At 39.1% G+C, this 15,678-nt stretch carries 10 protein-coding genes and 2 pseudogenes; 3 read left to right on the top strand and 9 right to left on the bottom strand.

Translation table 11 applies throughout. The features are described 5' to 3' along the window. Nucleotides 1-83: 83 nt before the first annotated feature. On the top strand, nucleotides 84-1,436 hold the full coding sequence (locus ATS71_RS06125) for a DUF2254 domain-containing protein (RefSeq protein WP_058404016.1): 1,353 nt from the start codon (nucleotides 84-86) through the stop codon (nucleotides 1,434-1,436). Between the two features lie 27 nt (nucleotides 1,437-1,463). On the opposite strand, the gene ATS71_RS06130 is transcribed toward ATS71_RS06125, so the two are convergent. From ATS71_RS06130 to ATS71_RS18850, 4 genes and pseudogenes are all read right to left on the bottom strand, one after another. Then, complete coding sequence (locus tag ATS71_RS06130) at nucleotides 1,464-2,192, bottom strand: SIMPL domain-containing protein (protein ID WP_058404017.1); 729 nt, start codon at nucleotides 2,190-2,192, stop codon at nucleotides 1,464-1,466. A gap of 153 nt (nucleotides 2,193-2,345) precedes the next feature. Then, nucleotides 2,346-4,040, bottom strand: a complete 1,695-nt coding sequence (locus ATS71_RS06135; RefSeq protein WP_058404018.1) for an NAD-dependent malic enzyme — start codon at nucleotides 4,038-4,040, stop codon at nucleotides 2,346-2,348. Nucleotides 4,041-4,177: 137 nt separating this feature from the next. Next, on the bottom strand, nucleotides 4,178-4,928 hold a 751-nt coding region (locus ATS71_RS18845; RefSeq protein ID WP_235591420.1), incomplete at its 5' end, for a gamma-glutamyltransferase. 1 nt (nucleotide 4,929) lies between these two features. After that, nucleotides 4,930-5,953: pseudogene (locus tag ATS71_RS18850) on the bottom strand (gamma-glutamyltransferase family protein); the annotation flags it as partial. Between the two features lie 96 nt (nucleotides 5,954-6,049). Between ATS71_RS18850 and rrtA the strand changes: the two are divergent. Continuing rightward, nucleotides 6,050-6,634 (top strand): rhombosortase, encoded by a 585-nt coding sequence (gene rrtA / locus ATS71_RS06145; RefSeq protein WP_058404042.1) that lies wholly within the window; start codon nucleotides 6,050-6,052, stop codon nucleotides 6,632-6,634. An 82-nt stretch (nucleotides 6,635-6,716) separates the two neighbouring features. Here rrtA and ATS71_RS06150 read toward each other — a convergent pair whose 3' ends face one another. From ATS71_RS06150 to ATS71_RS06170, 5 genes are all read right to left on the bottom strand, one after another. After that, on the bottom strand, nucleotides 6,717-9,218 hold the full coding sequence (locus ATS71_RS06150) for a S9 family peptidase (protein ID WP_058404020.1): 2,502 nt from the start codon (nucleotides 9,216-9,218) through the stop codon (nucleotides 6,717-6,719). Between the two features lie 119 nt (nucleotides 9,219-9,337). Beyond that, nucleotides 9,338-10,498: an endonuclease/exonuclease/phosphatase family protein gene (locus ATS71_RS06155; protein WP_058404021.1), complete on the bottom strand. Its 1,161-nt coding sequence runs from the start codon at nucleotides 10,496-10,498 to the stop codon at nucleotides 9,338-9,340. A gap of 218 nt (nucleotides 10,499-10,716) precedes the next feature. Further along, the gene (locus ATS71_RS06160) at nucleotides 10,717-11,865 is read right to left on the bottom strand and encodes a 5-(carboxyamino)imidazole ribonucleotide synthase (RefSeq protein WP_058404022.1); all 1,149 of its coding nucleotides are present in this window, start codon (nucleotides 11,863-11,865) and stop codon (nucleotides 10,717-10,719) included. Between the two features lie 2 nt (nucleotides 11,866-11,867). Continuing rightward, complete coding sequence (gene purE, locus ATS71_RS06165; RefSeq protein ID WP_058404023.1) at nucleotides 11,868-12,350, bottom strand: 5-(carboxyamino)imidazole ribonucleotide mutase; 483 nt, start codon at nucleotides 12,348-12,350, stop codon at nucleotides 11,868-11,870. Nucleotides 12,351-12,554: 204 nt separating this feature from the next. Further along, a complete protein-coding gene (locus ATS71_RS06170) occupies nucleotides 12,555-14,144 on the bottom strand; it encodes an ABC-F family ATPase (protein WP_082653593.1) in 1,590 nt (529 codons plus the stop codon). 518 nt (nucleotides 14,145-14,662) lie between these two features. On the opposite strand from ATS71_RS06170, the pseudogene ATS71_RS06175 reads away from it, so the two are divergent. Next, nucleotides 14,663-15,678 (top strand): annotated as a pseudogene (locus tag ATS71_RS06175) (porin); the annotation flags it as partial.

Consider the following 15,678-nt stretch of genomic DNA (forward strand, 5'->3'; position numbering starts at 1 on the left):
ATATTTTGATAAGCATTATCAGAAGTTTAGTGCTCAACTATGCTAATGTAGTTAAATAGATTTTAAGCTCACATAAGGATTTTATGTTTGTACCTCGTAAAGTAGCCGATAGTTATCGTGAAATGATAAACAGTATTGGTTTTTATCCCTCGTTATTTTCGATTGGTTTTTTACTGTTTGCCATTATTACTATGTCGCTTGAATATGTAGCGCCGGTTGAACAAATAAAATCATTTATTTCAGTGGTTTTAGTTGATAGTGCTGAAAACGCACGTACCATTTTAAGTACCCTTGCGGGCAGTATTATATCGCTTACCGTGTTTAGTTTTTCTATGGTTATGGTGGTTTTAAACTCCGCTAGTGCAAGTTTATCGCCACGTGTTGTGCCTGGACTTATTACCCGTAAATCTCACCAAATGGTGCTTGGCTTTTATTTAGGTAGCATAGTTTACTCAATTATTATGCTTATAAATATTAATAAGCTTGAAGGTGGCGATACAGCTATCCCCTCTTTGGGGGTTTTATTTGCGCTCGTATTTGGTTTGATATCGCTGGGGTTATTTGTATTTTTTATCCACTCTATTTCTAAAGCAATACAGGTTGATAACGTTTTAAATGGCTTGTTTAGACAAACCAAAGCAGAGATAAAAAGCATACAAACTAGGCAAGCAGAGTGTCCTTTTAATGACTTCCCAGATTTTACGCAGTGGCATTCAATTAAAAGTACAACAGAGGGTTATTACAAAGGCGTTCACACCGACAAGCTGTGTGCACTTTTAGAGCAAGAAAACATCCGTATTTATATCTCTGTAAATCAAGGTTACTTTACAGTTAAAGGGTATCCGTTTTTAAAATGCGATAAAGACATATCAGCCAATGAAGCGCTAATAGCTAAAATTTTAGACTGCTTTATTTTTTATATAGAAGAGTATATTAGCGATCATTATCGTTATGGCTTAACGCAAATTTCTGAAATAGCGGTCAAAGCAATGAGCCCAGGGATAAACGATCCTGGTACTGCGGTTAAATCCATAGATATGCTAAGTATTTTACTTATTAAGCGCCTTGAAATAAGCGACACAAATTACTCGTTTAAGCACACCGATAACGATCCGCTGTTATTTATACACGAGACAAGTTTTGATGAGCTATTACACGATAATTTTACGCCGCTGCGTAATTACGCTAAAAGCGATGCTTATGTAATGACTAACGTACTTGAAGCGTTTAAAAACATTTTGTTTGTGGCTCATGACGATGAAGATGCGCGCAATAGTTTGTTTAACTACTTAAACGCCATAGTCGATGACATTAATGAGCAAGTGACGAATGAGTACGACAGGCGCGAAATTAAAAATATGCTTAATTCTATTACCCGAATAAGTGAGCAACAAGGTGAGAAATTAGTGGCGCGTTTTGAGCGCCACCAAGATTAATCACAATTTTAGCGACCGTTAATATAGTTACTCTATAAAGTATACTGCATAGCTTGAAGCAGTCACTTTTATTTCTCCGGCATGGTAGGCATCGGGTACAAAGTTACCTGGTGTACTATCTGCTTTCATCATTGTTTGCTCGGCGCGCATATAAGGCTGAGATGTTACATTCATTGGGCTAAGCGAAGCTGTATAAAGCCCTTTAAGTTCCACCCCGTAATCTTCACTAAACTCTTTTGCTGCATCGCGGGCATCTTTAATAGCAAGCTTTTGCGCTTTTTTATGAAGCTCGTTGTAATTACTTGCTAAAAATTGTGTGTGATTAATTTCGTTAATCCCGTTGTTTACTAAGCTTTGTAATAGCTCTGGGTATTTTTTTATATCACTTAGTTTTAAGGTAAGTGTGCGCGACACTCTGAAGCCTTTGAATTCTTGCGACCCCGATGTGCGGTTATACTGGCTTTCACGATTTATTGAAATATGGCCTGCATTAATATCCCCTTCCTTTACACCCACTTCCTTAACGAGCTTAATTGCTTTAGCCATTGCGGTATCTGTTCTGTTTTTAGCTGCAATTAGGTTTTTATCAATTTCCGTGATACCAACGCTTAGTTGAACATAGTCTGGCATTGTCGTTAAGGTTGCTTCACCTTTAACATAAATATGGGGGGCGTTTGGTGTTGAGGCCGCAAGCGTATTAAAGCTAACAGCTGTTAAAGCTATAGCGCTGCCTAAAAAGAGTGTGAGTGATTTCATAGCGTTATCCATTGTATTTAATTAACTCTATTAAAGAGCCTACGTGGTTAACAAAAAATGAACAAGTACAAAAAAACAGGCAATTGCCTGTTTTTTGTTATTAGCTGTAACTTAACGTACAGCCTGAGTTACTTTAAATTACGAGTACCGTAATTAAACACTGCAACGTTTGTAGTTGCGGTATTTTGGCAACCAGTAATTTTTATCTATTGCTGCCCAAAGAGCATCGTCAGAAATTTCTAATGCTACGCCCTCTTCTATCGCTTTTTTAGCAATAGCAAATGCAATGCGTTTACTTAGCGTTTCAATTTCTGTTAGCGCGGGTAGTAAACTACCTTTTCCGCTGTTTGCACGCGGTGAAGACTCAGCAAGCATTTCACTCGACACGCTAAGCATAGCATCGGTAATACGTGTTGCTTTAGCAGCAATAACGCCTAAACCAATACCAGGGAAAATATAACTATTGTTACACTGTGGAATAGGGTAAGTTTCACCATTGTATTGAACAGGATCAAACGGGCTTCCTGTTGCAACTAATGCTTTACCATCGGTCCATTTAATTACATCTTCCGGGTGTGCTTCTACCTGCTTAGACGGATTACTTAATGGGAAAATTATAGGTTGTTCACACGTTGAGTGCATTGCGCGTATTACTTGCTCTGTAAACAAACCTGGCTGACCCGATACACCAATCAATATATCTGGTTTTGCACAGTGCATTACATCCAGTAGCGACGCATATTCACCGCTGTAAGTCCAATCACTTAACGCATTAGTTGGCTGTGCTAAAGCTTGCTGGAAATCTCGCAAACCTTCCATTCCATTTGTTAATAAACCAAAACGGTCCACCATAAATACTTGGCTACGTGCTTGCTCTTCAGAGATACCTTCAAACACCATTTGGCTAATAATTTGCTCAGCAATACCACAACCGGCAGAGCCAGCCCCAACAAACACCACTTTTTGTTGGCTTAATGTTGAGCCTTTAACACGACAGGCGGCTAATAAAGAGCCAACCGTGACTGACGCTGTGCCTTGAATGTCGTCATTGAAGCTACAAATTTCTTCACGGTAGCGCTTAAGAAGTGGCATTGCATTAGGCTGTGCAAAATCTTCAAACTGAAGTAAAACACTTGGCCAACGGCGTTTAACTGCTTTGATGAATAGATCTAAAAACTCATCGTACTCGTCTTGTGCAATACGTTTATGGCGTGCGCCCATGTACATTGGGTCGTTTAACAGTTTTTCGTTATTGGTACCTACATCAAGCATTACAGGTAAGGTGTATGCTGGGCTAATACCCCCACATGCGGTGTAAAGCGATAATTTACCAATAGGAATACCCATGCCACCAATACCCTGATCGCCTAAGCCTAAAATACGCTCACCATCAGTTACCACTATTACTTTTACTTTACCTTTTGTCGCATTACGTAAAATATCGTCAATTTGGTAACGATCTTCATACGAAATAAACAAACCGCGTGCGCTACGATAAATATCGGAGAACTTTTCACAGGCATCGCCCACCGTTGGGGTGTAAATAATTGGCATCATTTCTTCAAGGTGATCGCGCACTAGGCGGTAATAAAGCGTTTCGTTGTTATCTTGAATTGCACGTAAATATATGTGCTTATTAAGATTGTCGGTAAAGCTTGAATATTGTTGATAACAACGCTCAACTTGCTCTTCAATTGTTTCAAAGCGTGGAGGAAGTAAACCTGCAAGGTTAAAGTTTTCGCGCTCTTTTTTACTAAATGCACTGCCCTTATTCAGTAAAGGCGTTTCAATAAGGCCAGGGCCAGAGTGATGAATATATAGGTAATTAGGATCAGTATTTGTTGTCATATTTCCAGGCTTTAATGGAGTCTTAAGTTATGATCTGTCATTATCAATGCTCAGAATTTAAATGCAATGAACATAGTACTTGTCAGACCATTGAGAATACAAACACGCACATAGGTCGTGTTTGTATTATACATAATTTAAAATTTGAAAGTGGCGTTATTATCAGATAAATCAGAGAGCGCAACGCCTTCGCGGCGCGGATCTGCTGCACCATACAGCTTATTATTTTTTACTTCTACGCCATGCAAACCTGAGTTTAGATCTAACACACGTACTTTATGACCTCGAGCAGAAAGTGCTGGTTCAAGTGATTCAATAACGGTGCCTTTTTCAAGACTGGTGTAGTCATTACGATTAGTCGTACGCGGCAGGTTTATTGCCTCTTGCACAGATAAGTTCCAATCTAAAACGCCAACAACTACTTGAGCAACGTAATCAATAATACGGCTGCCACCGGGAGACCCTACAACTAAACGTAAGCTGCCATCTTCATTAAACACCATAACAGGTGACATAGAGCTACGCGGTCGTTTGCCTGGCTCTACACGGTTAGCAACTAATTTGCCGTTTTTACGAGGTGAAAGTGAGAAGTCAGTGAGTTGGTTATTTAAAATATATCCATTAACCATCACCGTTGAGCCAAATGCCATTTCAATTGAGCTGGTCATTGATACCGCATTACCAAAGCTATCAACAATAGATACATGAGATGTAGAAGGCAGTTCATACGAATCATCTTGTGCGTAACTTAAAAAATTAACAGGGTTGCCAGCAACCGCATGCTGATCTTTTTCGGTTATGAGTTTTGCACGTGATTTAATGTAGTTTTTGTTTAATAATTCTTGTGTAGGTACCTGAGTAAAATCTGGGTCACCCATATATACATTCNCGGCAAACGCAATGCGTGACGCTTGGCTAAAGTAATGAACAGCCTGTTCGCTATTAGGTGTTAGAGCCGAAATATTTGTATGCTCTAGTAAACCTAACATTTGCAAAACAGCCACACCACCACTACTAGGTGGTGCCATAGAACACACATTGTATACGCGGTATTTTATACATACCGCGTCACGCTCTTTGCTTTTATAATGTGCTAGGTCTTGCTGCGTTAATGTGCCGGGTGCAATTTTTGATTTTTGCACTGCTTTAACTATTTGTTTAGCATTTTCGCCTTTATAAAACGCATCTATTCCTTTATGAGCGATGGCTTTGTATAAATCAGCAAGCGGCTGGTTTTTTTTAATGCTACCCGCTTCAATGAGTTTACCTTTTGGGTAAAAATATTCATGTATCACCGGCATACTAATAACACCTGGATTTAACTGACGCGCTAATAAACCATGCAATCGAGGCGATATCACAAAACCTTCTTGGGCGAGTTTAATAGCGGGTTTAAATAGCTCATCCCAAGGCAATACACCATATTGCTTGTGCGCACTAGCAAAGGCATGTAACACGCCTGGCACACCTACAGAACGTCCGCCAACAACCGCTTCAATCCATTTCACCGCTTTACCATGTTTATTTAAAAATAAGTTCTCATCAGCATTTTTAGGAGCCGTTTCTCGTCCATCAAAGCTGGTTAACTTATTATTTGATTTGTTGTAGTACATCATAAATGTACCGCCACCAATACCCGATGATTGTGGCTCAACAAGCGTTAAAATAAGTTGAGTGGCGATTGCTGCATCAACAGCACTGCCGCCTTTTGCTAATATTTGCCTCCCCGCTTGTGACGCATACGGATTGGCTGCTGCAAGCATATATTTATCACCTTTAACAATTTTCTTAGCATTGATTGAGGTAGTGGCTTCTGGTTCACGAACTTCTACTTTTGTGGGTTCTTTTGACAGTACCGGCAAAGACAATACACCTAAGCCAATAGCAAATAATGAGTTAAGTTTAAAATGCATAAAAAATACTAAAAACACTTAATTACAATGGGTAATTGGCATCTTAAAGTTAAACAGGCACAATATGCAAAAATTAATACTAAAAAATACAATAAAATGCTTAATTTACCAATTCAGCCTCGTTATATTTTACCGCCCCTTTGCCTGATACTTTTTAGCACTATTTTTGCTGCATTTGATTTAAATTATTTACTTGAATTTAACCGCAACTTTGTTGAACAAGGTGAGGTATGGCGAGTGTTCACCAGCCAGTTTGTGCACGCTAATTGGGCACATTTAGGTTTAAATTGCGGGGGGATATTTCTAATTTGGCTATTGCACGGCGAATATACGACACCTACACGGTATACCACTAATATATGTTTACTGGCTCTTTGGTGTGGACTCGGTGTTTATTGGTTTTGCCCAAATATACATATTTATACAGGGCTCAGCGCCCTACTTCACGGTGTAATTATTTGGGGGGCAGTGAAAGATGTCACGTTGGGGCTAAAGTCGGGTTATTTGTTGTTTATAGGTGTATGGGTAAAAATAGCGTTTGAGCAATTTAGCGGTCCAAATGCCGACATAGGTAAGTTAATAAACTCTACTGTTGCAATAGATGCACATTTAATAGGTGCTATAGGTGGCACACTGCTTGGCATACCTTTGGCAATTGCATACTTAAAAAATAACGATTAAGCTTTCCAATATTAATAAAAACGCCGCGTTAGTAAACGCGGCGTTTTTTTATACTTAAATTTAAAAATTTAAAAATTTAAGATTAAAGCGTTTCTTTAAATAGCTTATAAATACGGCGGTATTCATCTAACCAACTTGAAGGCTGCACAAAACCATGCGGTTCAACGGGGAAGATAGCCGTTTCAAAGTTTTCTTTTTCAAGCTCAATTAAGCGCTGTACTAAACGCACTGAGTCTTGAAAAAATACGTTATCGTCTACCATTGGTGCATTTATTAATAACGGCTTATTTAACCCTTCAGCAAAGTAAATAGGTGAGCTGCGCTCGTATGCAATGGGATCCACATCTGGGTGGTTTAATATATTACCCGTATATGCTGTATTATAGTGTGCCCAATCGGTTACCGGGCGAAGCGCTGCACCTGATTGAAATAAATCTGGTGCCGTAAATAACGCCATAAAGGTCATAAAGCCACCATAAGACCCGCCATACGTGCCTACTGCCTTAGTATCCACGTTAGCATTTTCAGCCATCCATTTAACACCATCCGCTAAATCTTGTGTTTCTGGCGTGCCCATTTGGCGATAAATTGCTGCACGCCAGTCGCGTCCATACCCTTTAGATGCGCGATAATCCATATCCATTACCACGTAACCTTCATCAGCCAATAATGAATGAAACATAAACTCTCTAAAGTAAACAGACCAACCCATGTGTGAGTTTTGTAAATACCCTGCACCGTGATTAAAAATCACCGCTTTACGGGTTTTACCACTTTCGCCTTCTACGTAATCAGCTGGGTAGTATACCTTGGCGTATATTGGCTGATCTGTATGGCTTGATGGCACTGCAACTATTTTAGGTGCCGTTAATTTTTTAGCTAAAAACGCGTTAGATACCGTATTAGTTAAACGTGTTGCCGTCGCATTAGCTTTAGCATCTGTTACATATAGCTCAGTAGGCATGGTAATTTTAGAGTGTACTAGCAATAATTTACTTTCATCTGGGCTTAACGTGTAGTCGGTCATGCCATTTAAATCAGTAATTTTTTCACTTACAGCTGTTTGTGGATTTACACGAAAAATTTCGTATAAACCTGGGTGTTCAACATTTGCTTTGTAATAAATAGCAGAATCGTCACTTGTAACTGTTGGGTTTGATACCTCAAACTGACCTTGAGTTAACGCAATGGCTTTACCGTTTAATGGTTTTTTATAAAGTTGGCTGTAACCTGACTCTTCTGAAAGGTAATAAAGAGTATTTGTGTTATTTAACCAGCCAAAATTATTAAATGCATAAGCAATCCATGCATCGTCATGTAAACGATGCTGCGACTCGAGTGTATTATTTTCAAAGTCTACGGTTGCAATCCAGCGATCTTTGTTGTCCCACGCTTCAAGCATAATAGCAACTTGCGAACCATCGTTGTTCCACACTATTGGGCTTTGACCTAATCCCCACCCAGTGATCAAATTAATAGCGCGGGGTGATTTTTTTGATTCATAGGTTTTGCCTAGTCGTGCATAATTTTCTTTTTTGACACTGGCTAATACATCTTCATCAAAACCTGGCAGCGTATCAAACGCTAGCGTGTTTTGTGTTTTATCATTTAAATTTATGTATATAAGTTGTGATGTTTCTTCTGTTGCATCAGCAATACGACGACGAACTTTTTTAGGGGCTATGGTTGCGTCATCAGTCACATAATGTGGCATTATATCGGTGTCACTGCGCCAGCTAGATTGCTTTTTCACAACCACCAATAACGCATCACCGTTTGGAGAAAGTTCTACTTTATCAACTTTATTGCCTTTGCCTAAATAGTAACTTGTATCCGCTATAGAGGTATTTTGCTCGTTTATTTGTGTATTACGCGCGTGCTGATCTTTTTTATTTTTGTGTTCAAGGGCAATATATTCAATAAGTTTGTGTTGTTCTTTTGCAATGTACGAACTCGGCTCGCTAATTCCTTTTGGTTTATCAGCAAGCTTTAAGTTAGCAATTTCTTGCGTTAACCCCGTCACTAAATCGACTTTAAAAAACACATTCCTTTGACGATAAGCCAATGCGCCATCATTTAAAAACTGTGGATTGGATTCATTAACCGAGCTATGGGTTACTTGGCGAATTGTGTCAGTTTTTACATTTTTAACAAACACATTGCCTTTAAACACGTAGGCTTGCATTGCTTTATTGTTTGAAAAAACTGCGTTTCTAGCGCCCAGTGTATGTAGCTTACTCAATGCGACTTGTTCAGCTGTTTGAGACGTTAATGACTGGCTAAATAAATCATGTAAGGTGTTACCTTGTTGCTTTTGAGCATAAATAATTGTTGCTGAATCAGTACCCCAAAAAGCATTTTGAGGTTGGTTACCTATCCAATCAGGATCAGCCATTGCTTGCTTTAATGTAATTTTTTCAGAGCCAACATCGGCAGGTGTACTTACCACCGCCTCAACTTTATTTGTTGCCGAAATATTATTTTTAGATGATGTGTTTGCAGTTGCACTACAACCCGCAAGCATAACACTTGAGGCAACAGCCAATGCGACTAACGTTTTAGATGAGGAAAAATTAAAGATCATAGTGCTTCTATACCGTTATTATAATTAACGCGTATTTAAGCAGAAGCACCAAAGTTAATGCAATTTTTTAAGATAAATAGCCAATTAACAGGGTAAAGCTCTGTTTACTCATTCCTTAATTATTTAATTGCTAAATCAAGCCACACTAAACGATGATCGCTTGATGCCGTTCTATCTTTAATTAACCGATATTGCTCGCTTGATTCAACTGGCCAAAATACCCCGCCATCTTTTATTTCTAACCCATAAGTCGATGGTAATACATAATCAACACGTGCCTGCCAATTGGCAGTAAAGCGTTTTGCATAGGAAAACTCGTATTGCTGCTTAGCACCTTCACTTTGAGGTAAAAAGCGAGCATTGATTAATGGATTATTAAGTAATTGATCGGTTGTTTCTAAACGCGCTTTGTCACCTTCGGGTGCTGCATTTAAATCACCCAAAATAACAAAACGAGACTGCGTCTCTAGCCCGCCTTTTTGTCCATTATCGTCGTATAAATAGTTAGCATTTGCTACGTAGTCAGCAATTAATCTAATTTCGTCATGGTTACGTTTGCCATTTCTATCTTCTTCGCCATCAAACACCGGAGGCGTAGGATGCGAGGCTAATATATGCACTGCTTTGTTATTAATAACAACCGGTACATCCCAAAACGATTTAGAACTTAACCTAAGAGCTTGCCACTCTTGAGCGCTATACCAATTCTCACCTGTTTTTGGCATTAACGGCATTTGGGCATTAGGCATATCTTTGTATTTAAAGGTTTGAAGAGTTCTAATTTTGTCAAAATCGATTGGGTACTTAGATAGTATGGCCATCCCATAATGCCCTTCAAAAAAGCCAAAGCCTTGGGCATCACCCATTACTTTACTTTTTTTACCATCGTTATCTAGGTCAAACTCTGTCGCAAGGCCCGTATTAACGGGTGCTATATAAGAATAAGGGTAATCAATGGCGGTTTGCTGGTTTTGGCTTACGTTTAAGTAATGTGTTTTAAAGTAATCAATACCTTGTTCTTTAGGAACAAAGTCAAACTCGTTTAGTAAAATAATATCTGGGCGAACGCGCTGGATAATTTCTGCAATATTTTTAATCTGTTGTGTGTTTGAGGTAAGAGCTTTGACTAAGGCATCACTTTTAATAAGCTCGCCTTTGGCAGTGTAATTTGTAGCATCCATACTGACATTGAATGTGGCAACACGAATAGACTCTGTCGCATGAATATTGACACTCAAAAACGTGGCGACTAACGCGCCATAAATTAGTTTAGATTTCATTTAAACACTCACCTTGAAATAATTGGTTTTATTATTTCATAATGTAGTGCGTTTTTGTTTTTTTACAGACAAAAAATGCCGAGTAAACTCAGCATTTTTTAATTAAGGTGCAATTTAATTTTGGCTCGAGGTATTTAACCTAAAGTTCTGAGTAAATGCGGCATAAAGCGTCTTGCTTATTTAACTGAGAAAAGGCTCATCCGTCCTGCTCAAGGCCCCTAGCCTAAAATTAGTTTTTCTGCCGTTTTTAAAATACCCGGGTAATCGTGCTCTGGTAAATAATCAGTTAATTGACTTAACTTGTCTGACAGGTCATTCATATTGTGAGCCGATACATTAATATGACCCATTTTACGACCTGGCTTCGCCGCTTTACCGTACCAATGGCTTGTTACGTCAGGTAATGTAAGTACCTCAGCAGGGATGCTTGCTTGTCCAAGCACATTGATCATAGCCGTAATATGTTTTAGCTCAGTATTTCCAAGTGGTAAACCTGCAACGGCACGCATATGATTTTCAAATTGCGAACAATGACAACCTTGCTGAGTCCAATGACCTGAATTATGGACTCGTGGTGCAATTTCATTAACTAATAGTGTGCCCATTACATCAAAAAACTCTATGGCCAATACACCCACATAGTTAAGTTCGTTAGCAATTTTAGTAAATGCGTCGTTTGCTTGTGCTTCTACCTGTTTATTATTTTTACCAGCAACAGAAAGCGTTAGCACACCGTTGGTATGCTCGTTTTCTGTTAACGGATAAATAGCAACATTACCGTGTTTATCTCGCGCACCAATAATAGAGACTTCTCGATCAAACGGGATCATTTTTTCTGCAATAATCGTGTGCGGCGCATCCTGTGACCCTGATGCTATAAAATCAGCCATTTCTGACCAAATTTGTTCTATTTGATCATCTGATTTTAATCGCCATTGCCCTTTACCGTCGTAGCCTGCTTGGCAGGTTTTTATTACAAGTGGCTTACCTAGGTTTTTAGCAGCAAGTTCTAAATGTGCTTTTTCAGTAATTAGCTGATAAGGCGCACATTCAACCCCTGTTTTATTAAGTAACGCTTTTTCTAGTGCTCTATCACCACCTGTTTTAATTGCGGCTTTACCCGGATAAAACTTGTTGCTATTACAGCATAGCGTTAAAACATCATCAGGAATGTGCTCAAATTCAGCCGTGATTGCATCAGCTGATTCAATAGCTTGTTCAAGCGTTGTTGTATACACTTCACCCGTTAGCGGGTGAACAATTTTTTGGCTGCCAACATCGTAAGCAACTACATTCAAATTAAGTGGTGCGCCTGCAAGGCTCATCATACGTGCAAGTTGTCCTGCACCTAAAATTAAAATATTCATCGTTACTCAGCAGGATTTGGGTTAGCTAATATTGTGTCGGTTTGATTTTTACGAAATGCTTCGATTTTTTCAAAAATTTCAGGGTTATAGCACCCTAAAATTTGCGCAGCTAACAAACCTGCGTTTGCAGCGCCAGGCTCACCAATGGCCAAAGTCCCTACTGCAACGCCTTTAGGCATTTGACAAATCGAAAGTAGCGAGTCAACGCCATTAAGCGCTTTAGACTTTACCGGAACGCCTAAAACAGGAACCGATGTAAAAGCAGCCGCCATACCCGGTAGATGAGCAGCGCCACCTGCGCCTGCAATAATAACCTTGATGCCGCGTTCTGCAGCTGAGCTTGCATAATCAGCAAGTAATTGAGGAGTGCGATGTGCAGATACAACTTTGGTTTCGTACTTAATACCAAACTGCTCTAGCATAAGCGCAGCGTGTTCCATGGTTGGCCAATCTGATTTAGAACCCATAATAATGCCAACAGTCATAAATACTCCTCAGTAATGTATTTTAAAATAGCGGACTTATGTCCGGTTTTAGGCGGGTATTATACCCAAACACGTTTAATTTGCGAGGTTCGAATGATATTAAATGAAGATTAACGGCTAATTTTTTATAAATAATAAACATAAAACAAAAACAAAAAAAGCCATGTTATACATGGCTTTTTAAATTCTGTAATTACAAAGTAACTAGGCTTCTTTACTTGCTAGGTACTCTGAGTAATTACCTCTAAAGTCGATTATCTTACCGTCTTTAATTTCCCATATGCGGGTAGCAACAGAAGATACAAATTGGCGGTCATGCGATACAAACAACAACGTGCCTTCGTAAGCTTCAAGGGCTAAGTTAAGCGCTTCAATCGATTCCATATCCATGTGGTTGGTTGGCTCATCCATTAATAATATGTTTGGTTTATGCATCATGATTTTGCCAAACAACATACGGCCTTGCTCACCACCAGATATTACTTTTACTGACTTTTTAATGTCGTTTTGCGAAAACAACATTCGACCTAAAAAGCTACGAACAACTTGCTCATCGTCGCCTTCTTGCTGCCATTGCTCCATCCACTCAAACAAGTTCATGTCTTTTTCAAATTCGTCGGCATGATCTTGTGCGTAGTAGCCAATGTTAGCGTTTTCAGACCACTTAAATTCACCCGCTTTTGGCGCAAGCTTTCCTGCCAACGTATTAAGTAGCGTTGTTTTACCCACGCCGTTTTCACCAATTATGGCAATGCGCTCGCCTACTTCTACTAAACCTTCTAGGCCTGTGAATAACGTATTGTCTTCAAAACCTTGACTAAGGCTTGTCATTTCTAGTGCGTTACGAAACAGTTGTTTTTCTTGGTCAAAACGAATAAATGGTGTTTGACGAGACGAGGCTTTTACTTCGTCTAGCTGAATTTTGTCAATACGCTTAGCACGCGATGTAGCTTGCTTAGCTTTAGAGGCATTAGCCGAGAAACGTGATACAAATTGTTGTAGCTCTGCAATTTGGCTTTTCTTTTTGGCATTTTCGCTTAATAAACGTTCGCGTGCCTGCGTTGCTGCAAACATGTACTCGTCGTAGTTGCCTGGATAAATACGAAGCTCGCCGTAATCTATGTCAGCCATGTGCGTACACACAGAGTTTAAAAAGTGGCGGTCATGCGAGATGATGATCATAGTACAATCGCGCTGGTTCAATACATCTTCTAACCACTTGATCGTGTAAATATCCAAGTTATTGGTAGGCTCATCAAGTAGCATTATATCTGGGTCAGAAAACAACACCTGAGCAAGTAGTACTCGCAATTTAAAACCAGGCGCAATTTCAGACATAGGACCATAGTGCTGCTCAGTAGCAATACCAACACCTAATAAAAGCTCACCGGCTTTAGATTCGGCAGAGTAACCGTCCATTTCAGCAAATTCTGTTTCAAGGTCGGCTACTTTCATACCATCTTCTTCACTCATTTCTGGTAAAGAATAAATACGATCCCGCTCTTGTTTAATATCCCATAACTCTTTGTGACCCATTATTACTGTATCGATTACAGAGTATTCTTCGTAAGCAAACTGGTCTTGGTTTAGTTTAGCAACGCGCTCATTTGGATCTGTGCTTACATTACCTGAAGATGGTTCAAGCTCACCGCTTAAAATTTTCATAAACGTTGACTTACCACAACCATTTGCACCGATTAAACCGTAGCGGTTTCCATCGCCAAATTTTGCTGAGATATTTTCAAATAATGGTTTAGCACCAAATTGCATGGTGATATTAGCTGTACTAATAATAGCGCTACCCTCCAAAGGAGTTTGTGATGTATTTAATTTGCGCGCAGTTTATATCAAAAAGGGCATTTTTTCTATCAAAAATCGAACTTACCAAGCACTGAAACTTAATTATTAAGGGTGTGCATTTCTTATTTTATTTTTATATTTAACTTATGATTTGAAGTGAATTTAAAGCCCAATAAAACTTGATTACGGAGATTTTTGAATTTTCAGTAAGGTGATGCTATTCCACTGAAAAACAACAAGATTAGAGCTTTTACACTAAAAATTAATTTATAGCTAACGTGAAAAAACATCATAATAGTTAATTATTTTTAAGGTTGTAAATTTGCAGACTGCTTATGTATTTACTATAAAAATACACTTTAATAACAACTTAAAAACACAATTAACCCTCCGTGAATGTCTACATAATATATGAATAATTTCGATGATGTTTTTTCACTTTTTACCAATAAAGGTGTTTGTTAGTGTGCCTTGCACTTACCATTTTACCGACGTACACAAGGCAGTACACAATGAAATTGAAATTAACATCAATGCTGATAGCAACAATGATTAGCCCTTCGGTATTCTCTGAAGTAAACGTATACAAGGACGAGCGTAATTCAATGAGCGTGGGTGGTTTTATTGACGTAAGGATTATAAATACACAAAATCAAACAGAAGTTGTAAACGGTACATCGCGTATAAACTTTAAATTTGAGCGCGAACTTAAGCAAGGCTGGACAGCATTAGGGCGTGTAGAATGGGGTGTAAACCCTGTAGGTAGCAGCGATATTGTTTACAACAACCGCTTTGAATCAATTCAAGATGAGTTTTTATATAATCGCTTAGGTTATGCCGGCCTTTCGCACGAAAAATATGGCCAAATTACCATTGGTAAACAATGGGGGGCATGGTACGACGTTGTTTATGGCACCAACAACAGCTTTGTATGGGATGGTAATGCTGCTGGTGTTTATACCTACAACAAAGACGATGGCGCAGTAAACGGCACCGGCCGTGGCGATAAACTTATTCAATATCATAACAGCTACAACGACTTAAGTTTTACACTGCAAGCACAGCTTAAAAACAGCAAATTTTACACCTGTGATGTAAGCGATATAACTGAAGATGAATGCGAGACATTGTGGAACACTGGCGATAGCGCTGCACAGGAAGTTGAGTTTAACTACACCTTTGGTGCCTCGGTTAGTTACACCCCTACAGACATGTTAACGCTTACAGCCAGTGTAAACCGAGGTGAGTTTGATTTAACTTACGGCGATGGCTCTACATAAAATGTTGAAGATTTAATATACGGTGCAGGCATTATGTGGGGCAGCGTAGATCAAAAAGGCCTTTATGTTGCCGCTAATATTAATAAAAACAAAAATCACGATACCGATAACCTTGGTCGCTTAATTAAAGATGCAATGGGTGTAGAAACATTTGCATCGTACCGCTTTGATAACAATTTTCGCCCTTTTATCGCCTACAACGTATTTGATGCAGGTGATGATTACGTAATTCAACCTAACTTTAATGC

Source organism: Pseudoalteromonas sp. H71 (assembly GCF_001468485.1).
Classification (GTDB): Bacteria; Pseudomonadota; Gammaproteobacteria; order Enterobacterales; family Alteromonadaceae; genus Pseudoalteromonas.